Origin of the sequence: Vibrio sp. MACH09, from assembly GCF_033238805.1 — a bacterium.
Classification (GTDB): Bacteria; Pseudomonadota; Gammaproteobacteria; order Enterobacterales; family Vibrionaceae; genus Vibrio.
The window spans coordinates 1-24,225 of sequence record NZ_BSFZ01000003.1; the positions used below are offsets into that span (position 1 = coordinate 1).

The window sequence follows — 24,225 nt, forward strand, 5'->3', positions numbered from 1 at the left end:
TATCTGTTTGAGTATCAACTAGCGGATAACAGTGTAATTCATAAAGTAGGGAGGACATCGAGAGTGCCAGAACAACGCTTAAAAGAAACTGTGCTCGATTTAGAAAAAGCTACAGGCAAAGTCGTAATAAAAAGTACTGTCTTGCGTAAAGTTGCTAATTGTGGTCATGTTGAAAAGTATGTTTTTCATCGTTACAACAATCAGTTGGCTAACGTTGACTCGCACACTGAATACCTGACACTAAATGACAAATCATTGAAGCGATTAAAAGCGGAATTTACCAAGCTAACTAACAACTTTGAGCCCTTTAACAAAGCGGAACGTTTCATTGTGACAGGTCGTTGGAGGTATGAAGAAAAACGCCTAGCCGCATCTAAGCGTGGCATCGAGCTAACCCAACGCGAAAGTGGTAAGTTTGGTCGGCCTAAAGGTTCGACGGTTAGCACTGAAGACTTTTTAACTAAATATTCTGATATTGTCACCAGTTTAGAACTTGGGCGCTCTATCAATCAGACAGCGGATTATACAGGTAAGGGACGGTCAACCGTTAAGCGCGTAAAAGCAGCCATGAACAAATAAGGGGGGAAGTAGATTCTGGTTACTTATCCACCGTTTCTGTAGATAAGTCAGGGATAAGAATTGCTCATTGATATTTTAGATCAGGCTCGATTTTGGTTGCTATAAGCGAGCTTGTAGAACCAAACTGAGCAAGCAAGTCGATAGACGCGGTAGCACATGAACTAAGTAATTCGAACTTTCCATCAACTCTCGCCAGTAATAAGGATTAATCTGATTTAGACTTTATCGCTTTAGCTATCGTTGAGCGACTGCAACCTAAAAGTTCTTGAACTTGTGTCCAGCTTTTACCTTCACCAATTAGTAATATAATGTTTTCTCTTAGTTTTATATTCGGTTTTCGGCCTTGGTATTTACCGGCGGCTTTAGCCTTTGCAATGCCTTGAGCTTGGCGCTTTCTTCTCGTTTCGTAATCGTCCCTGGACATGGCAGCGGCTAGATCTATCATAAACTCAGTGAGTACTTTTGCTATCATTGTATTTTCTGAGCTATGGCTAAGAACACTATGAGTCATTGGCTGATCTACAACAACAATATGGATGCCGGCATCAACAAGTTGGCTTTTTAGTATTTTCCATTGTTCGTATGGTAATCGAGAGAGCCTATCCACCTTTTCGATAAGCAGTATATCTCCTTTGTGTGAATCTTGGATTAACCGTCCCAATTCAGGTCTATCTACTTTTGCACCAGATTGGTTTTCAATATAGTAACTTGCTATTCGTACACCTTTTTTATCAACAAAATGCATTAACTCTTCTTTTGCTCGATTTGCATCTTGTTCATCTGTCGATGCACGAAGGTAAGCTCTTATGAACATAAATATCTTAATTGGTTTGTATAGGGTGTGGTTTTCGATATTAGTTCGCGTAGGGTATCAAGTCAACTATTAACGAACCATTTTAGGCTGTGAATGAAGTGGTTTATAATAAGTATACTCTAATCGAACCATTGAAAAGGTATATTGCCAAATAATTTTTGGAAGAGTAATTCAGAACAGAAATACTTCTTATTTAGATATTTTTCCGTATGGCTCAATATAGCGATCGGTAATGTGCTCGCGAAAATGTCCAAGTTCCTGGCTAACGATTAGTTTGGCTTGCGAATATGGGATATTAAGCAGCTCATGGTCCATTCTTTGTTGAGCGTAACTAAAGCGAAGACCGTGTGCACCATGTGACCACCCAAGAGTCTTATATGAAGCGTGTGAAAATGCCTCTGAAAATCGTTTTCCACCTAGTATGTCGTAATGAACAAGAAATGGTTCACCTCTGTCATAAACAGTTTGAGGGGTATCTAAACGTTGAGATTCTAATCTTTGCGCCAACTCTTTATCGAACATGACTTCCCGTCTGAGACCGTTTTTGCCAGTAACAATATATCTAGTGCCTTCTTCTCTTCCGAGAAAACGCTGATCACTCCATTTTCGAGTTGTTGACACTGTTGCTTCATTTAATCGTTTTATAGTGAGAAGTTCTTCAACGCGTAAACCTGCGTGATAAGCTAATAGAGTAGAAAACTCAGCTGCAGGGGAGAGGTGTGTGATTATCTCCCGGATTTGATCATTAGTGTAAGCTCGGTCTCTATCGGTTAATGGTACCCACTTTCTAGGTAGTGCTATTACGTTATCTAATTTTTTTTCAGGCTCTTTTAGATAAACCGTTCGCTCTAGTGATCTTTTTATTGATGACAAATATTTTTGAGACAAACCACGATCACGACAATGTATTAAATATTGTTGCGCCATAGTCGGTGTAATATGTTTAATACGATTAACACCTAAATCATAAGCGGCTTTTGCTACTATTCTTGCCTGCTCTTTTAAAGTTCGTCTACCGTGAATTAAACGTGATCCTTTATTCTTTTTTTGTCCTAATCCAGAGTAATGACTTTTAAAAAAGCGTTGAGATTGACTAGATAGTTTGTCTTTTGTTTTGTCTCGCATGATCATGATTCTCTCCATTAGAAGTATTGCGCCAATAAAGAATACGATTTTGTATAGTTTGCTCTGTTACATCAATATTATGCTTGCTGCTCAACCATTTTTTAATAACAAATAAGCTGCGGTTTAAATCAAATCTTAAAATCAAAATTTCGTGTCTCAACGGATCAAGTTGTGAGTTGTATCGCCTTTTGACTTTATAAATATTTTTATCATTACTTTTGGGGATCAATTTGTCTATTAAGTTCTTTGGTGTTCTGGTCTCGATCATGATGACTCCATTTTTTTACCATATGAATAATTCCTGCATCAGTTATAGATACTGATTTAGTATTCAGTAGCCAGCTTGATATCTTATTATAACTAAGCCCAACCTTTCTTAGTAATAATATTTCATCTTTGTATAAGTCAAGTTTAGAACGTTTGTTTATAGAGCAGGATTTTTGTGATGTCTCTTTTTCTAACTGTGCGATTAAACTATTCATAATATACCTTACGCTGATGATTTTTACTAAGTATTGTATCCAAGTGTTAATCTGAAATTTTGGTGGAAGATCCTTTGTTTATTTTACTACATCCTATGGCGCAAGGGAATGGTGGCCCTCATCAGGGTAGAGAGAAATCGAACGACCCTGAGGAGGGCTTGTAGGAGACTAGATATATCTCCCTAATAATTGATCTTATATTCGATGGATGTGTTGGTACTATTAATTAATTATTGGATCGAATGATGTTAAGTGGATACATATAAAATATCATTTGTCCTTATGTTGTGCCGTATTAAATGGTTTTAATCTTAGCGTTGTTTTCATTGATTGTATGTTTAATGCAGAGCTTTATTTAGTATAACAGAAATAAAATGAAAATTGTGAATTAGAAAAATTTTATTTTTAGGGGTTCTAAATAGGATTTTTAAAGAAAAGATTTGTTACTGTGTTAAAGCATGTCTTACACAGGAGAAAATAACATGGCGAAAGGTATTTTTATTTTTGACGGCAATATTGGTGCAGCTCCAGAGTTGACGTTTCAACCGGGTAATGAACGTTCTGAAGGCAAGCCAAGACCTTTATTAAAATTTAATGTTAAGTACGATCGTCTGGTTAAAACTAATAATCAAGAGAATCCATATGAAGATAAAGGTGGATTTTGGATCATGATAGATTATTGGAAAAACGATTCAGAAGCACTCAGTAAATTATTGCAAAAAGGAATGCGTGTTCGTATTGAAGGAGAGTTACGATTAGATACATGGCCAGATAAAGAATATCCAGATCAAATAAATTCAGGCATGGCTCTCACAGCTTCTCTGATTTCAATTATGCCGCATCGTTTGCAGTCTGTTTCTTTAAAAGAGCGCTTGCCACATTCTGAAAAAATAATGTGAATAGTGGATCAATACCTGAATAATATAGGGAATATTGATTTGGAAGATATTAATTTAAATAATGCTATTATCGCGCTTCGCGAACGGGTACGTGCGCGGCATTGCGGTGACAGATGTGCACTTGCGAAGGCAGAGCGAGATATAAAAGCACAAGAGCCTTTTAGTTCTCAGGTTCAAAAAGCGTTAATCGGAAATAGTGAAGGGATAACGCTTGGTACTGTCACACCTGATTGGGTAAAAGAGCGTCTACAAGAGAAAAGTGGTCGATACAAAGCGTATCATCTGTTCAACCCTCTAGAATCAATCCACGAAGAAACGTTGATTATTCGTAATCGGGCGCAAGCGGTATCACATCCTATAAAGCCTGTCGTTTATATTCAAAACCAAGCTAAAACTCTTTTCGGCGTGCGTCTTAGCGCTCGTCGTATTGGCGAGCTTTTGGTGCAATTCTATGGCTTTGAAAGAGCGCAATGCCTCCGTGATGTTGAAAAAGTTGATTTGTATTCCGCCTTTCAAAAAGCAGATATCGAAAATATTGATCAAGATGAATCCCTAACTCGACCTGATCTCGTCAATGCTATTCGGCGATCTATACCTAGTGACGTTGTCACTATATCGGAAATGTTAGCAAGAGAGGGTGAGTAATGCGGCTATTCTTATGTGAAAAACCATCTCAAGGTCGCGATTTAGCGGCATTTCTGGGGTGTAACGAGAAGCTTGATGGTGCATTGAGAGGAGGGAATGATGTTGTCACCTGGGCGATTGGTCATCTCCTTTCTCAAGCTGATCCAGATGTTTATGATGATAAGTTAAAGGTCTGGTCAATGGATGCATTGCCCATTATTCCTGATGTTTGGAAGATGGTGGTACCGGCAGAAAAGAAAAAGCAATTTAACATTATTAAAAAATTATTGAATGAAGCGGATGAGGTCGTGATCGCTACCGATGCGGATCGAGAAGGAGAAGTTATTGCCCGAGAAATTTTAGAGTACGTTAATTATCAAGGACAGATACATCGACTGTGGTTGAGCGCTCTTGATGATGAGAGTATCCGTAAAGGATTTGAGTCACTTAAAACGGGTAGTGAAACGGAATCTTTGTATTTTGCAGGGCTTGCGCGAGGTCAGGCTGACTGGCTGCTCGGTATGAACTTGACGAGGCTCTGCTCCATTATTGGGCAAGATGCCGGTTACCGTGGCCTGATGTCTGTTGGACGTGTTCAAACGCCAACTCTTCGTCTTGTTGTTGAGCGTGATATTGCTATTTCATGTTTTGTCTCTAAACCGTTTTACGATGTAGTGGTAAACATAAATGATCAGTTTGATGCAAAGTGGCAGGTTCCTGATGATATTTCTGATGAATCAGGACGTTGTTTAAATAGAGAGCATACTGATCGAGTCATTCAGCAATGTCAGGGACAAGCCGCTTGCGTTACGGTATTTGAAAGAAAACGTCAGAAAGTAAAGCATCCTCAATTGTTTTATCTTGGTTATCTGCAAAAGAAAATGTCGTCGAAATACGGTTATACGGCGCAGCAAACGCTCGATACTGCGCAGTCACTCTATGAGAAACATAAAATAACAACATATCCCAGAAGTGATGGTTGTTATCTTCCTGAGAGCCAGCATTCTGAGGTTCGTCATATTGTTCAAACCTTATCGGTCATTGATGAATGTGCAAGCTGGTGCGGTGGTGTTGATCTTTCAATAAAAAGTGCTTGTTGGAATGATAAAAAAGTCGCTGAGAGTTCGCACCATGCGATCATTCCCACGAGTAAGAAAGTGGATTTTCAGGCGTTGAGTGAACGAGAACGACGGGTCTATCTTGCGATTGTTCAGCGCTATTTGGCTCAGTTTTATCCATGCGCGGAAGACGATGCCACTTTGGTTGAACTTCAGTGTGATTCACATCGTTTTAAGGTCAGCGGAAAAGTCGAACGAGTAAAGGGTTGGCGTATTGTAGTGAAAGATGAAGGGGATGATAAGAAAGAAGAAAAACTGGCTCTTCCTGTTTTGTCTGTTGGTCAGACAATGATGATTTGTCGGGGGACGATATTAACAAAGAAGACGACACCGCCTGCTCATTATAGTGAAGGCTCGCTCCTTGATGCGATGGCAAATATTGCACGAAACGACAATATTCCCGATCAATTTAAAAAAATTTTGAAAGAAACCGCAGGTCTTGGTACACAGGCTACGCGCGCTTCTATTTTGGAAGCGTTGAAAAAACGAGGATTTATCGAGAGCAGAGGTAAAAAGTTGCTAAGTACTGAGTCGGGAAAAGCGCTTATTGCTGCGCTACCGGATGAAATAAGTAATCCTGTGATGACAGCAATTTGGGAGCAAGCATTGGATGGTATTGAGAAAGGAACATACAGCCTGAGTGAGTTTATGTCTAAACAGGAAGGCTTTGTTCGGACAATCGTCGCTAAAGTAAAATCAGGAGACATGGAAATTCGGTTACCTGAGTTTGTTGAACCTTCTTTTCCTTGCCCATTGTGCAAAAAACGCATGTATTTACGTAAAGGCAAAACGCTTTTCTGGGCCTGTGAAAACAAAGAACAATGTGGCCTTATTTTGGATAATGTTAGAGGAAAGCCGGCAAAGTTTTTTCCTTGCTCTTGTCACCGAGGGGTTCTTGTCAGAAAAAAGGCGAAAGAAAAAGGAAGGTATTGGTGGGGATGCTCGGCATGGAAATCTGGCTGCAAAATACGCTGTTTTGATGATAAAGGAAAGCCTGGAAAAGAGATGAAAAATGAGAGATAAACAGGCTATAAAAAACACTTTACAAGCATAATTGAACTGTTAACCTAAGGCGGTCAAAAGTTGTACACTAACTTTATAGTGTAAAGCACACGAGACCTCTCTTAAATGGCTTTCTGAAACGTGTCGCGGCTTATCGAAGATAAGTGGGAAGCGTCTTAATCACTACTCAACAGTTATGTTGATGTCACCTACTTTTTACCACCCACACGGGAAAATTATTTCCCAGTGGGATGTGATTTTTTTCCGTGCCAATTTTTTGTCAGGAGAATAATTATGACTGGTAATAACAAAGCTCAATACTTCGATTTACACACAAATGGTTTTGGTTTTTTTAATCGAATTCGTCAGGTAACACCAAGAAAAGGTCACCCTTTTTGGTCTGTTACTGTTGCGGCTTGTCGCGGCGATGACAATGAAAAAACGTTCTTTGACTGCAACGTTGTTGGAAAAGAAGCGATCGCGCTTTTTGAACAACATCTTACCGATATAGGTAAAGATGACGTTGTAACTGCAAGTGTGGTCATGAGTGATCAGTATGTCGATACTTTTACTTATCCAAGCGATCATACGAAAGCAGGCCAGCAGGGGTATTCTCTAAAGGCGCGCTTAATTCGTATTAAGTATCTAAAGATCAATGATTCTGTTGTTTATAAAACAGAGCCTAAGTCTTTGGAAGCTGCTTGATAATTTACCGCCCTTACTTTACGTGAGGGCTCTTTTGTTACATTTATATACATTTCTACCTATCCGGCAGGAGATCCGTTTCCTGTCCGGGATTGGGGTCTCTTGTTTTTTTTGATAGTATAGAAACAGGAGATAAAGGACATGAACATGACTGATTCAAATGAATTTACTCAAAAAGATTTGATGGAACATTTGCTTCATAGGGCGATGCACACAGCAACGCATGAAAATCTGCAAGCAGTGGAATCTAACCTGAATCAAAGAATTGATCGGGTTGAGTCTAAAATCGATAAAGTTGAATCTAAAATCGATAGAATGCAATGGATTATTATTGCGGGAACTATCACTCTATTGCTTAAAGAGTACTTGCCTGCTGCTTTGTTTTAATTGCCTCCTTAAACCCAATACATATTAAAGCCTTGGTTCATTAGAACTGAGGCTTTTTCTTTTTAAGGGACACGATATTTCAACCAGCTCAACGCACTTTATCGATAATAAATATTTACATATCAAATCTTACACGGACGACCAGTTAGGGTAAGTTTATTACGTTGTGAATATCGAACAGCTGTCATTATTGTGGATGAGAAGGGTACCTGTCGATTAATAAATTCTTGGCTCGATTGAGGGGAGAATTTTGTTATATCGATAAGGTATGAAAGAGGTGAACATGACTGATTCAAATGAGTTTACTCAAAAAAATTTGATGGAACATCTGCTTGATACCGTGACACACATAGCTACGCGTGAAAATCTGCAAGCAGTGGAATCTAACCTAAATCAAAAAATTGATCGGGTTGAGTCTAAAATCGATAGAATGCAATGGGTTATTATTGCGGGAATTATAACTCTATTGCTTAAAGAGTACTTGCCCGCCGCTTTGTTTTAATTGCTTCCTTAAACCCAATACATATTAAAGCCTTGGTTCATTAGAACTGAGGCTTTTTCTTTTTAAGGGACACGATATTTCAACCAGCTCAACGCACTTTATCGATAATAAATATTTACATATCAAATCTTACACGGACGACCAGTTAGGGTAAGTTTATTACGTTGTGAATATCGAACAGCTGTCATTATTGTGGATGAGAAGGGTACCTGTCGATTAATAAATTCTTGGCTCGATTGAGAGGAGAATTTTGTTATATCGATAAGGTATGAAAGAGGTGAACATGACTGAATCAAATGAATTTACTCAAAAAGATTTGATTAAATTTTTGCTTGAGAGGGCAGAACAGAGTGTGACATGGGAAGAGTTGCGAGTAATGGAGTTAAGATTAGAGGAAAAGATGGCAGATTTGAATAAACGAATGGATAAGATTGATAAAAAGTAATTGGTTGTTTGTAGCACAATTGTCACGGGAGCTATGATTATATTGATTAAAGCGAACTTCTCGGCCGCTCTGCTTTAATTGCCTTCTTAACTAAAGCCTTGGTTCGTTAGAACTGAGGCTTTTTCTTTTTAAGAAACATGGTATTTCACCCTGCATGAACAATATTTATATCTCAACTTTAAAGTTGCTTTAACAAAAAAGTAATGTATGTAAACTAGCCAAAATAAAGTTAACGGTGCTAGGTTTTCTCAGTCAGGGCAATGAAGCACAATCACTTTACATTAATCAGGTACCTGATGGTTAAAGTATGATGTGTCACATGCTAGGTCTAGCCGAAAACCTTTACGACATTGAGCTAAAGTTCGATGCAAAAGGGGTCAATGAGGTCTTTATTGAACCAGTAACCATTTAAACAGAATTATAAGACATAAATAATGACGCAAGAACTACTCCCCTATTCTAAGTTAGTTAACAAACTTAGAATAGCTAACTTTGAAGAAGAAGGCTTTCGCTCTGAAGTATCATTTGCCCCGGAAGGCTTTGCCGAAACCATTGATTGGAACTGGCAACTTGAGAACCTCAAGCCAATAAACCTATTCATTGGCCCTAACAATTCAGGAAAAAGCCGTTTATTAAGATTTCTATTGGTTTCTGACTTATCTGAAATGGAGTTTGATGACTACCTATCTCATACGATAGTGGATAGTTTATTCCATCATGAATTTTCACCTAATCTATCTCAAGATTTAGTGTCGGGAGGTTTTAACAAAGGAATCAGTACATCGATTAGAACTGAGTTATACCGCAACCATGTATCGGGGTTAAGCTATAAAAACTTAGAGGTAATTATTCGCAACATCGCGTTAAAAGTTGTTCAAAATTCTAGACCCATTTTAAATAGTGAGCATGATCAACGATTCGCCAAAGAGATACTAGAGAATGCCTCAGACCCAGCCCTATTTTCTCAATTAGTTAGATATAGCGATACCACCTTTAAAAAAGTATATATTCCACTTCTGCGAGGCCTTCGTACACTTGCAGATGAAGATGTTTATCTGAATCGAACACTGCAAGATTACTTTAATAACAAAGGATTGAAACCTAACAATGGTGCAAATAAGCTTGATGAAGACGGCAAGGTAGATGACAAACTTGATGTGTTGAGCATATTCACCGGCCATACTCTTTATGAAGACTTAAAAAAGCACTGCTTGGAAATCACCAAGAGCGCCAAAGTGTTAAAGACTACGAAGATTTCCTTTCACAACACTTTTTTGATGCCCAAGAAATTGCTTTGGTACCAAGAATCTTAAAAGACCCGATTACCGGCCGAGAAAACAATGTTGTACATGTAAAGATCGGTGAACGAAATGAACGCCCAATCTATGATATGGGTGATGGCATTCAGACTATTGTTTTGTTGACTATCCAAGCCTTCTTGACCGAAGAGCCCACAATATTCTTCATCGAAGAACCTGAACAAAATGTGCATGCTGGCTTGCAACGAATCATTATTGATGCTTTTAGGCAACGACCTAAACACATGTACTTCATGACTACACACTCAAACCATTTTATCGACATGGCGCAAGAGTATGGTGATGTTTCACTTCAACGTGTTCATCAAGAAGTGGACAAAGATAGCGAAGTAACTGTTGTGGAAAGTTCTGATGCCAACATGCGTTTATTGCAAGGTTTAGGGGTAAGAGCTTCGTCAGTTTTAAATGCAAACTGTTCAATTTGGGTTGAGGGTATAACTGACAAATTATATCTAAAAGCTTATATGCAGAAGTACTTATCTCTAGACGAAACGCCCGCAGAGTACTTGCACTTTAAAGAAAACCTCCACTACATCTTTACCGAGTATCAAGGATCAAACATTACGCATTGGAACTTTGATGACCAGGAAACGAAGGATGAAACTCATGCCAAATCTTTAATAAGTAATATATTGCTCATCGCTGACAAAGATATTGACGCAAAAGGCACGCGTGTAGAAAGTCTGGAAAAAGCTTTAGGTGAAGGATTTGAACTTCTTGCTTATAAAGAAATTGAAAACTATTTACCGATTGAAGTATTGAAAGCTGCAGCTAAGAAAAGATGGGAATCTTTCAATAGTAAAGGAGAGTCGACAATAGACCTTACTTCGATTACTCAGGATAGCATTTCAGTTGAAGATGATGGTATTGGGAGCATCTTGGAACCTTGCATCACCCGAATCAATGCAAAAGAGGGACGTAAGTTTTATGAAGACAAATCCGGCACAATAAAGGACAAAGTTAAGTTTTGCGAAACTGCTGTTGAGTTGATGGCTTCTGAAGATGTCGAATGGGAACTTACCCAAGACCTAAAAGACCTATGTGAAAAAATATTCATGTTTATAAATATGCACAGTAACCTTTAGGGGAGCTTATGCATAAAATTATAGACCCTGAATTTACATCCAAAACCAAGGGGCTAATTACCTAATTCTGCATAGGATTTGCGTATACCGTTCTAGGTATCGAGATGAGTAGTTGGTGCGTCGCGTAGTCATTTTCAACTCTCCTTATTTTGTAGAGAGTTGATCTTATGATGATGTATGACTGATTAAAAGGCGAGGGTTATGACGCGCTTACGATAAAGCGTTAATCTCACACCTGTTTCTTAAATTCGAGTCAAGTGACCTAACTCAATAGAAAAAGGGGGGTATTTCCAAGCTGAAAATTGCCGATTTATAGCAAATACTCACTGACATACTAAGCCAGCTTGAATAACAAACTATTGTTTACATTTTTATACCAATAAACTCCGACAAGTGTCGGATTTCGCTGTATATTATTTATTATGAAACTTTATGACTACAATCATTGAATGAACCAATCAATATTGCTGCTTGATGTAAGTACTCACGCCTTATTGCACCTGCAATTTAAAGCACGAGAAAAGCGACTAACCGTGTCAGAAAGAAACCAACTGCTGGTTCATTTTTTAAAACGAAAAATAAAATCCAGTCGATATCGCAGTATAAAAAAACAGACGAAGCAATGGCTATTTCTAGCGCGCAAGCATGGTGTGAACTTTGAATCTATGCTTGCACAAGAGCAGAGCAAGCTCTTTCAACAATGTTCAACTGATATCCATCATTTTGTTGAATTGGTGAGTAAGATAGAGAGTAAACTTAGGACTAAGGTTCAGTACTCACTGGCGAAAGAACTGGATCTCAACTCTAGGTATGGGGATGTATTAATTTGCGTTATCGATAAAGATTTGTCATCAAGGTTTGACGAAGATGGTTTGATGCTAAAATCGACCCAGATACTATTAGTTGGTGATAGTGACCAACAAGCAGAGTTTTCTGACGTATTAGACTGTAGTGGTTATTTTCAGTCGGTAGTCGCGTATCAAGACGACTACCACCTACGCGTAGAAATGTTTCGGTTGTAGTTAATACTCTTTTCTTGTTTGACTATATGTTAAGTCGGTTTTGGACACAACTTTGTCAGTGATTTTACTAAGTTAGCTTTTAAGGGATTACCTGAAGTATTGCAAAATCTCCAGTCCGTTGGCCGAATTCACTATGCCATTACACTTTAAGCTTTACCTATGGGGCAAAGATCCAGACAGGTATCTATCACCGAATGGAATTTGATGTAGTGTGCGCACTCAATGAAGCCCTAGCTCATGTCGTGAGTTAGGACTTTCTTTTAAATTAAACATATTTAAACGGGGTTTAAGCATGGCATACTATTGGTTATCGATAAGGTTAATCAGTTTTTAGGCTATATGGAATTTGAGAAATATTTCAATCTAGGTGCTTTAGGGGAAGATACGTTAGCAAAATGGTGTCGCGAGGTTGGGATTGTCATAACTTCTTCTGCACATGAAGATGTAAATGGATGGGATAGCTTTCTTGAGTTTCCCTACCTGAAGACTGATTTACCGAGAGACCTACAAAGCACTCCTATTGAATGTAAAGTACAAGTAAAGTCCACACAGGGGAAAAGAGGAAAATGTGATATCAAGTTATCAGCACTCAAGCGACTCGTCAATTACAACTCTCCTGCCTTCATCCTTTTCCTAGAGTTCAGTGAAGATTCCCTACCACACCTAGAATCAGCCTATCTCGTTCATGTTGATGAATCACTGATCCATCGGGTGCTTAAAAAAGTCAGAAAAAATGACATATCAAAGGCTCCCAAAAAGCTAAACAAGCTAGTGATAACTGTCAATTATGATGAAAAAGTAAAGTTGAAAAACACCCATGCCAGTGAGTTTGTGGACAAAGTTCTAACACATATCCCGTCTGGTATGGAGAAATATCAAGAAAATAAAAAAGCCATTATTAAAACGACAGGCTACGGTAAGTCCGGATTCTTCTTTTCTTTTAAGGCTGAGCCATCAGAAATTCAGAACCATCTAAAAGATAGCTACCTTGGGTACCAACCTATCCCAATAAATGTCAGTGAAAGCATAACTAAAGATAACCGATTTGATTTATCAGAGGGGGCTGTAGTCATTGAAGAAAGTCAGAATGCACAAGTAACGATCACTCCCAACGTATCAGGCCAGTGCAACCTAAAAGTTCGAACTACACCATACTCACCGGCCATCACTTTCTTAACCGATATCGTACATAAGGTTTGCATCACTGCGCACGATACTGGTTTGTTCCTTCGTTCAGATCTGTTCTCAATAGAAATAAGCGTTAAAGAAGGCGAATTTCATATAATCCCTCATCTGACTACTGATAAGACAACTTCAATCCAAGGTGCTATCAATTTTTTAAGAGTATTTCACGCATCTCAGAGAAATAATGAGCAGTTGTGGGAAATGCACTTTCTCGAAGATGATAGAAAACTCAATGCAACTTGTACTGTTAGCCATCAAGACAATAAAGACGACTTAATTGATTCATTGATACTGATATACCAAAGCTACAATTTAGAACCTAGCAAATTAGTATCGCTAGATCAGTTAGCACGAGACGAAGAGCGCATTAACGTATTAGCAAAATTTTTGAGAAATGAGCCAGACGGAGTTTGTATCGAACCGCATCCAGACGACGTGATTGACGTATCTGACGACATACAAAATGTAATGCCTTTCGTTGTTCAAGTTGGTGAGTATGTGCTGGGCTCAGTGTTCCTAATGCACGCAAACGTTGAAGACTCAAAGTACGTAGTCCACACAATTGAAACTTTAGAACCATTTGTGTTTGAAAACCGCTCTCCCACTAACGACGAATTAGAAGAAATAACCCAAATACACATCAATAGATTAGAACAGTTAATTTCTCAGTCTTAATTAGACTCAACGAGTTAAGAAATGAGAGCCTTTACTAAAACTTCGGCTCTCACAAGGTGTAATCTTAGTCTGATTTGCTCAGATTTGGTCTACAGCCATGGGGTAGGTCTTGTCTTTTGCCTATCCATTAGATCATGTATGGCAACTGAGGGCTAACAAGGAATGGAGTTAGTGACGATACTACTAACTCGAAGATGGACAGAAATGAGTTTGTATCATTTCTGTAATACCGTTGCTATTGATTAAAATAAACAAGGCCATCTTCTAATTGATATGCTTCAGTATGTGTTAAATTGAGTATAAGTACCCACACACATCACGGAACCCTATGAGAACTGAGCAAGAAATTTTTGATGAACTAGAGGTAATTGCTGCCCAAGAAGGTTTCTGGGAAGTTATAGCTTTTTTCTGTTGGAAAGACACTTTTATTCATTTTTCTGGTGAAAAGTTGGACGCTGAAGCCTTCGCGCAGGCATTTGATAGAACTCGCTTATCCAGAACTGAGCTTTCAACACTCATTGGTTTAGCGTGTAAAAGCGGATTCAGCGATAAACAACTGAGCTTAGATGAATTAAAAGAAAGAGCGGAACATGTCTGGCATCTTCTCGATGAATTACATCATAGCTTTTATCCACCACTAGATTTTGCTGCCTTGTCTGAAAAATTTGGTTCCAAGGATGGTGATGATATCCCTAATTTTGGTGAGTTCATGAGAGAACTAGCCCCAACCAGAGATAAAAATCACTTTATGCGAGAAGCTATTTTTTACGGAGGGGATGGGGTTTTTAAACATCAATATAGAGATTTAGCCAAGCGTAGATATTCTCTTGATGAGGATTGGGTTGAGGCAAACAAAGGGTTCAAAATCCCTCAAGCAGTTGATGTTATTTCGGCTATAGAGCAAATTCAACTAGAAAAAGCCAATCAGTTAGCCTCTTCAGCAAAAAGCTGGCCATTGCCGTACCACCTACCTATGTTCATTATTACTATCTCTGAAGTTGTAACACGAAGTGGTTTAGGCGAAGAGGTTGTCGAAGCTGTGATCGCAGCTTTATCAGCCAAACCCGAAGAAGGAATGAAATGCTTTAAATCTGTGGATGATTTTAATCATAAGAATGCGTTCCCTATAATAAAAATTGATGAAGACACCTTCGTCAGTTTTCAAGCCTACAGTTTATGGGAGGCTCTTTATGAAAGTCCATTCTTTTGGTTTAACGAAGACAAAGCTTACAAGTCTATTGCAAGCCAACACAGAGGTGCTTTTACTGAGAATTTTACCGCTGAACGCCTAGCATTAGTATTTGGTAAAGAGAATGTATTAACCAATATCGATATCTTCGATGGTAAAGGCAAAGCTGGCGAAATTGACGTTTTAGTCACATTTGGTCGTTTCGCGATAGTAGTGCAAGCCAAGTCCAAGAAGCTCACTATTGAAGCTCGTAAAGGTAACAGTCAGCAGCTTGAAGGTGATTTTAAGAAAGCGATTCAAGATGCCTATGACCAAGCTGACTTGTGTAGCCAACTGTTGCAAAAAGAAGGTTATATTTTCAAAGACGAATTTGGCAAAGAAGTTAATATTCAATCAGATTTCAAGACGATATTTCCTGTTTGTATCGTATCAGATCACTTCCCAGCTCTTGCTGCCCAAGCTCGGCACTTTTTGAAATATAAAACAACCAATGTAATAAGACACCCTTATGTAATGGATGTGTTTTTAATGGATATGATTACAGAAATGTTGCCATCTCCTCTTTGGGTTATCGATTATCTTAATAAACGGAGTGATTATGGTGATTCAATTCTTTCTAATCATGAACTAGTAATTCTTTCAACTTACATCAAGCAAAACTTATACTTTGAGGAAGATCCAACGCTAGTTATGCTTGACGATGATATTTCCACAGATCTTGAATTAGCCATGTTAGCCAGAAGAGATGGTCATGATGGCCCCAAAACTCCTGAAGGTTTTCTCACATTTTCTAGAAAGTCTCATGTTGGAAGAATTATCGATGATATTGAGTTTTCGGCAGACTATTGTCTTCAGAAGCTAGGACTACACCTTCTATCTATGAGTGGTAATAGTATCGATCTACTCAATAAAGCAATTTCAAAGATGATTACTCAATTTAAAAAAGATCATCAGCACCATGATATATCTCTTCCCTTGTTAGAGGAAAAAACTGGCTTAACTATCCATTGTAATGAAGATGACAATGATACTGCCTATAAGAGACTGGTTACACATTGTGAGAAACGAAAATACACATGCAAAGCAGAATCTTGGGTTGGATGTTGTTTTAGCCCAACTAAAGATAAATTTCGATTTGCTTCATACCACGAAAGCAAGTGGAGCCAATCAGATGAAATGGATAGTTTAGTTGCGGATCTAAAGCCTATTTCACCAGAGCATCACATAGAAGACGTAAGAAAAATTTCCTTTGGTAAGCACCCGCAGATAGAAAGTAAAAAAGTTGGAAGAAATGAACCTTGCCCATGCGGCAGTGGTAAGAAATATAAACGATGCTGTATACCATAATTCTGATTTAGTGGGAAAAATCCAGTCGCTTGTGAGCCTCGCATTCATCGCGAGGCTTATTCGTATTAGAATTGCTTATTGATTAAAATAGTATTTAAAACTCATTTTGGGGCATAAACTTCTTAGACCTAGTTTACTTTCTTTGCTATTTTCTTTGTCTTCTTCTTGTCTCTAACCCACAGCACGGAACCATTCGTCTTTTTCTAATCAGGAAAGGAGTATAAGCGAGACAGAGTACTTGCTAGCAGCTCTGATATTGACTGAAAACTGAAATACCATCACTTAATTAAATGCATTGGTTTACTAGAACTGAGGCGTTTTTATTAAATGAAGCGTCAAATGTTCATATTTCTTATAAAACAAAATCCCCGTAAGGATATCATTATTTTCACCAAAAGTGTGAAACAGAAATATTTTATTTTGGGGGGTTCTAATTAGGACTTTTACTTACCCTTTTTGTTAGCGTGAAACACATGTTTTTTAACGGGAACTGTGTTTATGCGTATTCTCGCTTTGGTTGTTGCCAGTTTTTTGGTGGGGTGTGTTGCTAATGAACCGTCACCACAACCGCCTAATTTTACGGAATCTCTTAATGTACATGTTGCGCCTCCTCTAGGTGAGGCTTCTTCGGTACAAACTTCTCGCTATGTCTTCGAAAGAAGAGCGCCTGCTGAAGAGCTGACCAACATATTGAGTGTGCCTGTTGATGTTCGTTTGCCTGTTATGAGCAATATGACTATCAAAGAGAGCATGAATTTTATGTTGAATGGCAGTGGCGTTCGTCTTCGAGCCCCTGCTTCCTATGGAGAAGCTCAACTTTTCAATCAACCCCTTCCTCTTATTCAAACTGATATGGGGAATATGCCATTGCGTCAAGCTCTACAAATCATGGCAGGGCCGGCTTTTGTGCTGGAAGAAGATATTGTGAAACGGGAAGTCGGATTTAGCCTTAAAAAAGGCTACACCTGGATACCTCCTAAATACGACGAAGTGCTGATGTCGCCACGTTTGAAGGCGTCTTTATCTAACACAATCAAAACAGCGCCGCGTAATGCCAATGTGGTTGCTGCAGCAGAAATAAAAGAGGTAAAGAAGAAACCTAAACCTTCGATTTCTAGAGATGATGATTCGATAGAGCAGAAAAATAATGAGCGGTTTAGCGCATCATCTGCTGCCAATGCTTTGCTCACTTCTCCCTTGTCGAAGTCTATCATTCCAAAAACTAAACGTTTGGCATTTCGAGTGCATTCTGGAGAACGTTATCGAAGCGCATTATTACGCTGGGTACATCGTAGCGGTGCCGATAACGTTGCGATTGCTCAAGAGCCCGATTTTTTGAGGGCTCTCGACAACCTAGCCACGCGTGATTTTGCAATATCTGGATCCCTTGCACAAGCCGTAGCTGCGTTGTCATTGCATGATCCGACGTTATCTGAGTTGACCCTATATTCTTTGTCCAAAAAAGGCATGGTGGCTTTGCATCCTTATAAAAATGAAGCCGTTACATTATTTAATGTGCAGGGAAAAACGCTGAAATCGGCCGTTAAAGGAGTGGTTAAACACTATCGCTGGTACTGGGATGACAATGATTCTTGGTCCGTAGATGACTACCCGTTCCCTGCAAGCTATCCGTTAGTCACTCGTATCGGGGATATCAGTAAAGCGTTAGCTATCGTATTGAAACAATACCCATTAGAAGCTCGTCGTCTCGATGCCACTAAAACTATCTATATTAGGGAGGCGACACCACTATGATGATCCGTTTTATGATAATAGCGTCGGCAGTGGCCTCCCTTATGGGATGTGAGTCATTAGGTTTTGATGAATATGCAAAACGAAACCATGAATCAGAAAAGATTCTGGCACGTATTGAGGCTCAGCGTTTAATCAATACCAGAACGGATAAAGTTGTCCGTATAGAACAGCCTCCAGTGTTATTGACTCCTATAAAAGCCAAGATCGATATGGCGTACCTGTCTGTTCCGGTTTCCGTTAATGCATCTGGCTTATCCCTTTCGACGGTAATGGAAGACTTGCTACAAAACGTAAACGTTATGCCTTGGTATGGAAGCGGAGTTAGGTTAGATGAGCCTGTATCACTGAACTATCAAGGATCATTATTGGGCGCACTAAATGCCATAGAGAGCCAGCTATCAATTGGTTTTACCCCTTCTGAAGATAGTCTGAAAATTGAACGTTTTGTTTCGCGTACTTTTGAACTTGAGCTGCCACCCGGGATGATAAGTGATCAAATTGGCGCTTCAGAAAGCAGCACCAGTGGCGGTGAGGAAGAAGGTACGATTCAAATTGAAGGTCAATACGTCAAATTGTCTAGTACGAACGTGGATGTATTTAGCGAGGTTGCCGAGGGGATCAAGTCATTGTTAGCTTTTGACCCCAATCCTGATGAAAAGGCCGATGATGTAGAAGATCGATTGATGGGAAGTGTACGTTCAATCCCTTCTTTGTCTCGTTTGGTTGTGCGAACGACACCGGCAAGAATGAAAGAAGTTGATGTACTGGTAACGAAAGCAAAAGACGCATTAAAACGGCAGGTTGTGCTTGAAATACAAGTCTTAGAGTTTCGTTCTAACCTTGGTCATGAAAGAGGGATCGATTGGAATTTGGTTCGTGATATTGGCTCAGAAAGTAGTCTTAACTTCTTTATTCCAGGAACAAGTCTCTTATTCAAGGGAGCCAGTCCTGGCTTGGCCTTTACTGGGGGAGGGAAGTGGGATGGGACAACCGCTCTAATAAATGCACTCAATAAACAAGGTCAGGTGTCCACAGAAACGCCTATTTCAATTCTGGTTCAAAATCATCAGACCAATCACATTACCCAAGGCAATACGATTGAGTTTTTAGAAAACGTCGGCTCTAACAGTGATGAGGGAGTTGTGGCTACGCAAACTGAGCGTGGCGTGCGCCGAGAAGGGGTGGACTTCATTGTAGTGCCAAACATTCAGCGAGATCATGTTTATCTAAGAACATCCGGTATGCTGACTAAAATTGAGTCTTTACCAACCCAAGAGGTTGCGGGTGAGATCCTCACGTTTCCCAAAATACGTGACTCAAAAATCAACTTTGCCAATAAACTCAAGTATGGCCAGACCATCGTTATCGCATCTGTGTCTCAAATGGACAGTACGACCGATGCCAATTCCTTTTTGGGGATACCGTTTTTAGGGGGTAACAGCGCCATCAAACAGCGGGTTGAAACCTTAGTTCTCTTAACACCTAGGAGAGCAGACGGATGATGCTCATTCCTGAGTTGGTCAGTCTTCCGCATCATGGCCATGTAAAGAAGACCCTGAAAAAACTAAAAAAGGCATATCCTGCCCGGTTTTCGAAAGTGTTTGTTCGAGAAGAGATGGTTTGTCTGTATACCGCCGATGAAATGTGCTCGGTGCGCAGTGAACTGTGGCGAGATGTTTTACAGGCCAGAGGTGAAGATTTGGCTCACTTGGCGCTTGTTGAGGTCATTCGCGATGATGCTGAAAATGATGAATATCTATTTTGTGTTTTGATAGAAGATGGTGTGGTGACACAACAATGGTCACAAACGTCATTAGATATTGATGAACATGTTGCGCTTATGGGGTGCCAAGACATCTTATGGGTTGGACACTCTCAGGTAACGTCTCCTATCAGGGTTATTGACGGTTTGTCAAAGAGTGAACGGGCCATGCTCTCCTCTTATGCGCTGGAAGAGGAAAAAAATCAACGTCCTTGGTTGCTCTTTGGTATCGGGGTTACTCTTATGATCTGTAGTGCCACTTTATGGTACGTCACTCGTGATCCCCTCCCTGTTCAATCTCAAGTTACCCAACCTGTTGTTGTTGATCCGTATGCCGGATATCGACGTGCCATGATTTCAGGCGTGTCTGCCGCGCAAAGCTTAAAGCAGTTGCAAACGCTGGCGGTTATCTCTCGGCATCTTCCTCCTCATTGGAATGGTCATGAGCTGTCGTATTCTGGAAGCTCTTCTGTGTTGACTGTCACTCGTCACCCTAGAGGAAAGGTTGCCGTCTTTCAACAATGGTTAAACGAGTACGGCTCTATTCAGTCCTACGTGACATTTGATCATCACAACGCATCAATAACTACGCTCAGTACTGTGGATATGACGCAATGGGCTGAAAAAATGATGCCATTGAATACCACATTAGCAGGGTTGCAAGATGCACTGGCTGTATTTGGGTTCTTGGTGAAGGGGGAAACCCGTACCGGTACTTCCTGGCAAAGCGTCACTCTTACTCTGGATGTTGCCCTTTCTTTGTCGGACTTTGATGCACTGCATGCGTTGTTTATTTCTTTGCCGATCACCCTCGGTCCCGGCAATTTTGTTTTTGAGCAGGGTCTTTGGCAAGGAACTATCCAGTTAACACTTTACGGAGGATAAATCGTGAAGGAAAAATACAAACTGATCTTGATTATCATCGGGGTGATATTTTTGATGGGTGTGATTGGCCGAATCATCTTTATACCGGCGACATCAACGCTTCAGCAGCAAAGCCCCTTAGAAGAAAACATGTTTCTTCCGGAGCCTGAGGTTCAAACAAGTCGTATTGATACTGCGGATGTTCAACCAAAACAGAGAGTGAATGAGGCAGAGTCGACGGCTTCTTTGTCACAACAGGAAGTCAAACCTTTGGTGTTGCCACTGGACATGCAGTCATATCTAGATAAGCACCTTGAGCTCAAGACAGAGACGTTAAACGCGGATATTGCTGAGCAAAAAGCCAGAGCCTGGAATGCAGAGCAAGCACAGAAGCTTCATGACACGATGAATAGTATTGGTATCAATGACTCTCCTGTTCGTATTGAGCGAGATAAAACACCCGTGTCATCGGTGAGTATTCAATCGTCATCCGATATTGAGGCGATATCTGTCCGAAGTATTGTTGAGGTCAATGGGCAATATACTGCTCGGATCTATTGGAAAGGGCGATTGAAAAAGGTGATTCCTGGCGATCGCCTCGGAGGTATTCGAATCCATAAAATCACTCGTGACAGCGTTGTTGCGAGGGACAGCTCTGGTATTTACGCCTTTGGTGTAAGGAGTAACCAGTGAGCGGAATACTCAATGATAAGCAACTGCTCTTTCTGTGTATTGATGATGGCCATACCTTTGTCGATGAAGAAGGGGTTGTGCATACCGATGATCTGAATGCGCCAAAGTTACCTGCCATCAAAGAGTATTTGCGTGAGCAAGAATCATTGTTAGATGGAAAACTCTTTGCGAAAACGCCATTGGTGCGTTTAGCCAGTAAAGACACGGTAAAGACGATGTTGGAGTTGGTGCAAACGTTAATGCAAGAAGAGAGCAACAGTGATGAGCAGTCAGAAATTGGCGTTAAGCTCATTGAACTGTGTCAGGCCGCTATTGACGCTCGTGCATCCGATATTCATGTGGAGGTTCATCGCCAAGAGAGTCACTTTTATTTGAGGGTTGATGGCAAACGCGAGGAGCTCATTACGTTTGCCAATGGCGAGTGCGCTCTGCGTCAAAACAGAGATCTTGGTCTTAATTTAGCCGCGTATGTGTTTCAAATGAAGGGAAGCCACAACTTTTCTGGACGTATTCCTATCAATGATCGTTTTGAGTTGCCTTTGTTATTAAAAGAAGCAGAAAAGATGGTTGAGTGGCGAATTGCGTTAATGCCGCTTGTGCGGGGGATCAAGTTGGTTTTTCGTTGTTTAACGCCACTTGGTGAGCCGCTTACGCTTGATGCGATGGATTTATTGCCCACTCAGATACGTATTTTGAAAAGTACGATGAAACGTCGGAGCGGCATTATTGTGTTAACTGGCCCGATGGGCTCAGGTAAGTCATCCATGGTTTACGCTCTGCTCGATACGGTTGATCGCGTTGCTCGATGTTGTCATGCACTGGAAGACCCTGTGGAATTTGAGCAAGTTGGCGTGACAAAAACCTTAGTGGAACCTAGGCGTGAGCTTAAAGAAGGCAGTGGTGTTTATTTAGATTACACCTTCTATGCGTTAGAGCAGCTTCGACAAGATATTGATATCACCTCTTTTGGTGAGCTTAGAAGCCACAATACGACAAAAGAGTTTACCCGCAAAGGTGAAACCGGGGGACTTGCCTTATCGACTCTCCATGCGAACAGCGCCATTGGGGTGCCTGCCATTTTTATTGAACAGTTAAACATTGCGCCTTCGATAGTTTCTGCCCCTGAGCTGATGCAACTTTTTTCGCATCAAAAGCTGATCAGAAAGTTGTGTCAACACTGTGCTTTATCGCTTCAAGAGGCGGCACCTGTCTATCACAGTGCCTGTCAAGATGAGCTGTATCGACGTAAGAATGAACAGCTTAGTACGTTATTGCCCGATGCTTTAGACACCGTCCGGTTGAAACACCCCCACGGCTGTACACATTGCTCAGGAAAAGGGGAAAAAGAGCGCCTTATCGTGTTAGAGATCATTGCCTTGGAAGATGATGATAGAGCCTTTATTAAAGCGAAGGATTACTTAGGCTGGAAATATCATTTAGAAAGTAAAGGTTGGCCAGACATACGTGTTCATACCTTGCATCGCATCCGTCTTGGACAGATTGATATTGAATCTGCTTCGGAGCAGGTTGATGGTCTGATGCCGGAATTAAGCCGTGAAATATACCAAAAAATACACCAAGAAATGATGACGCTTCAAAGTCGTGCAGCTTCGAGTGATCCCGCTGAAAACAGAGACGTTTTGGAGGGGATATGAATTTTTCAAAATGGATGTTTACCAGAGCCGAACAACGTGATCTTCTTGAGCAGTGGTTGATGTGTGAAGAAGATGGTCTCACGGTCATGCAGTTTTGCGAGCTGTTGGTGAAGTTTGGTACGGACTCTTCGAAAAAAATTGGTCAGGAAGGATTGGCAGCCCCCGGTCAGGGGAAAACGTTCTCCGATGTTTTAACCAAGTGGTGTGATCCTGTCGTTGTGCAGATCATTGCCATTACCCAGCACTCTGGCCACTTAAAGTTGGGTATTGTGTCTGCAATTAATGAGCTTAGCGGCGGGCAAAATGTCATGAGTCGTGTGGCCATGATATGCGTTATGCCATTGACCATGTTATGTGTCATGGGGGGACTGAGTGTTTATGTGTCAGGAGAAATACTAGGCGCGATTGATATCCAATATGGCTTTGCTTTTGATATGAGAGCGTTTTTGAAAAGCTCCGGGCTTGTATTATTGATTGGATCCGTTGGCTTGTTTCTTTTAATGAACTTGTCTATGCCATATTGGAAAGGCCCCATCAGAGCGCTCTTTGACGACTTGCCTTTGTATTCTCATTATCGTATTGGGGTGGCTTCGGGGTTTCTCGGTACGTTATCCAACTTGTCTAATGCCGGGATGAACATTAATGACGCGTTAACCGTGATGTCTGAGCACAGTTCGCGATATTTGCGCTGGCACATTGCAACAATGCGAGATCGCTTGGAACGTGAAAGTAATATTGGACGTGTGCTGCATACCGGTCTTTTGCTTCCTCGAAGTCAATCCAATCTTGAAGTGCTAGGAGATACCAGCGAGCTTACCCGCTTATTAACCCGAGCGGCCACTTATCATCACAATGAAGTCACCAAACGGTTAAACCGTATTGAGAGCATCTTACCCAAAATCATTCTTATATTGGCCATTCTTCTGCTTGTTTTAACCGTTGGTGGTGCAATGGCGCAGCTACTTGGCGCTGTCCGAATGTAACGAATAAGG

22 protein-coding genes are annotated in these 24,225 nt (G+C 40.4%); 19 read left to right on the plus strand and 3 right to left on the minus strand.

The features are described from left to right. The coding region (locus tag CHJ_RS23075; protein ID WP_317919239.1) for a GIY-YIG nuclease family protein at positions 1–579 on the plus strand (579 nt) is incomplete at its 5' end. Between the two features lie 205 nt (positions 580–784). On the opposite strand, the gene CHJ_RS23080 is transcribed toward CHJ_RS23075, so the two are convergent. The 3 genes from CHJ_RS23080 to CHJ_RS23090 all read right to left on the minus strand — a co-directional run bounded on the left by CHJ_RS23080 (position 785) and on the right by CHJ_RS23090 (position 3,000). Continuing rightward, positions 785–1,393 (minus strand): recombinase family protein, encoded by a 609-nt coding sequence (locus tag CHJ_RS23080; RefSeq protein ID WP_317919240.1) that lies wholly within the window; start codon positions 1,391–1,393, stop codon positions 785–787. A 189-nt stretch (positions 1,394–1,582) separates the two neighbouring features. Beyond that, entirely contained in the window at positions 1,583–2,524 is a 942-nt protein-coding gene (locus CHJ_RS23085; RefSeq protein WP_317919241.1) for an integrase, read from the minus strand. A gap of 206 nt (positions 2,525–2,730) precedes the next feature. Next, a complete protein-coding gene (locus CHJ_RS23090; RefSeq protein ID WP_317919242.1) occupies positions 2,731–3,000 on the minus strand; it encodes a hypothetical protein in 270 nt (89 codons plus the stop codon). A gap of 482 nt (positions 3,001–3,482) precedes the next feature. Here CHJ_RS23090 and CHJ_RS23095 point away from each other — a divergent pair, with 482 nt between their 5' ends. The 18 genes from CHJ_RS23095 (at position 3,483) to CHJ_RS23180 (ending at position 24,216) form a co-directional block, all read left to right on the plus strand. Continuing rightward, on the plus strand, positions 3,483–3,899 hold the full coding sequence (locus tag CHJ_RS23095; protein WP_317919243.1) for a single-stranded DNA-binding protein: 417 nt from the start codon (positions 3,483–3,485) through the stop codon (positions 3,897–3,899). 39 nt (positions 3,900–3,938) lie between these two features. Beyond that, on the plus strand, positions 3,939–4,544 hold the full coding sequence (locus CHJ_RS23100; RefSeq protein ID WP_317919244.1) for a hypothetical protein: 606 nt from the start codon (positions 3,939–3,941) through the stop codon (positions 4,542–4,544). Continuing rightward, positions 4,544–6,664, plus strand: coding sequence for a DNA topoisomerase III (locus tag CHJ_RS23105; protein WP_317919245.1), 2,121 nt, complete (start codon positions 4,544–4,546; stop codon positions 6,662–6,664). The genes CHJ_RS23100 and CHJ_RS23105 overlap by 1 nt, the downstream gene beginning before the upstream one ends. Positions 6,665–6,937: 273 nt before the next feature. Then, positions 6,938–7,348, plus strand: coding sequence for a DUF3577 domain-containing protein (locus CHJ_RS23110; RefSeq protein ID WP_317919246.1), 411 nt, complete (start codon positions 6,938–6,940; stop codon positions 7,346–7,348). A 141-nt stretch (positions 7,349–7,489) separates the two neighbouring features. Next, on the plus strand, positions 7,490–7,735 hold the full coding sequence (locus tag CHJ_RS23115; protein ID WP_317919247.1) for a hypothetical protein: 246 nt from the start codon (positions 7,490–7,492) through the stop codon (positions 7,733–7,735). 283 nt (positions 7,736–8,018) lie between these two features. Beyond that, positions 8,019–8,237, plus strand: coding sequence for a hypothetical protein (locus CHJ_RS23120; protein ID WP_317919248.1), 219 nt, complete (start codon positions 8,019–8,021; stop codon positions 8,235–8,237). A gap of 283 nt (positions 8,238–8,520) precedes the next feature. Then, the gene (locus CHJ_RS23125) at positions 8,521–8,682 is read left to right on the plus strand and encodes a hypothetical protein (protein WP_317919249.1); all 162 of its coding nucleotides are present in this window, start codon (positions 8,521–8,523) and stop codon (positions 8,680–8,682) included. Between the two features lie 434 nt (positions 8,683–9,116). Continuing rightward, positions 9,117–9,995, plus strand: coding sequence for a hypothetical protein (locus CHJ_RS23130; RefSeq protein ID WP_317919250.1), 879 nt, complete (start codon positions 9,117–9,119; stop codon positions 9,993–9,995). Then, the gene (locus CHJ_RS23135; protein WP_317919251.1) at positions 9,977–11,086 is read left to right on the plus strand and encodes an ATP-dependent nuclease; all 1,110 of its coding nucleotides are present in this window, start codon (positions 9,977–9,979) and stop codon (positions 11,084–11,086) included. The genes CHJ_RS23130 and CHJ_RS23135 overlap by 19 nt, the downstream gene beginning before the upstream one ends. A gap of 449 nt (positions 11,087–11,535) precedes the next feature. Beyond that, positions 11,536–12,108, plus strand: a complete 573-nt coding sequence (locus CHJ_RS23140) for a DUF2913 family protein (protein ID WP_317919252.1) — start codon at positions 11,536–11,538, stop codon at positions 12,106–12,108. A gap of 303 nt (positions 12,109–12,411) precedes the next feature. Further along, a complete protein-coding gene (locus tag CHJ_RS23145) occupies positions 12,412–13,968 on the plus strand; it encodes a hypothetical protein (RefSeq protein ID WP_317919253.1) in 1,557 nt (518 codons plus the stop codon). A 328-nt stretch (positions 13,969–14,296) separates the two neighbouring features. Continuing rightward, positions 14,297–16,504, plus strand: coding sequence for an SEC-C metal-binding domain-containing protein (locus CHJ_RS23150; RefSeq protein ID WP_317919254.1), 2,208 nt, complete (start codon positions 14,297–14,299; stop codon positions 16,502–16,504). A 498-nt stretch (positions 16,505–17,002) separates the two neighbouring features. Further along, entirely contained in the window at positions 17,003–18,259 is a 1,257-nt protein-coding gene (locus CHJ_RS23155; protein WP_317919255.1) for a hypothetical protein, read from the plus strand. Continuing rightward, positions 18,256–19,761, plus strand: coding sequence for a type II secretion system protein GspD (locus tag CHJ_RS23160; RefSeq protein WP_317919256.1), 1,506 nt, complete (start codon positions 18,256–18,258; stop codon positions 19,759–19,761). Before CHJ_RS23155 ends, CHJ_RS23160 begins: the two co-directional genes overlap by 4 nt. Continuing rightward, on the plus strand, positions 19,758–20,906 hold the full coding sequence (locus CHJ_RS23165) for a hypothetical protein (RefSeq protein ID WP_317919257.1): 1,149 nt from the start codon (positions 19,758–19,760) through the stop codon (positions 20,904–20,906). The genes CHJ_RS23160 and CHJ_RS23165 overlap by 4 nt, the downstream gene beginning before the upstream one ends. A 3-nt stretch (positions 20,907–20,909) precedes the next feature. Beyond that, the gene (locus CHJ_RS23170; protein WP_317919258.1) at positions 20,910–21,578 is read left to right on the plus strand and encodes a hypothetical protein; all 669 of its coding nucleotides are present in this window, start codon (positions 20,910–20,912) and stop codon (positions 21,576–21,578) included. Next, complete coding sequence (locus tag CHJ_RS23175; RefSeq protein WP_317919259.1) at positions 21,575–23,233, plus strand: ATPase, T2SS/T4P/T4SS family; 1,659 nt, start codon at positions 21,575–21,577, stop codon at positions 23,231–23,233. Before CHJ_RS23170 ends, CHJ_RS23175 begins: the two co-directional genes overlap by 4 nt. Further along, positions 23,230–24,216, plus strand: a complete 987-nt coding sequence (locus tag CHJ_RS23180) for a type II secretion system F family protein (RefSeq protein WP_317919260.1) — start codon at positions 23,230–23,232, stop codon at positions 24,214–24,216. Before CHJ_RS23175 ends, CHJ_RS23180 begins: the two co-directional genes overlap by 4 nt. The last annotated feature ends 9 nt before the right edge of the window (positions 24,217–24,225 follow it).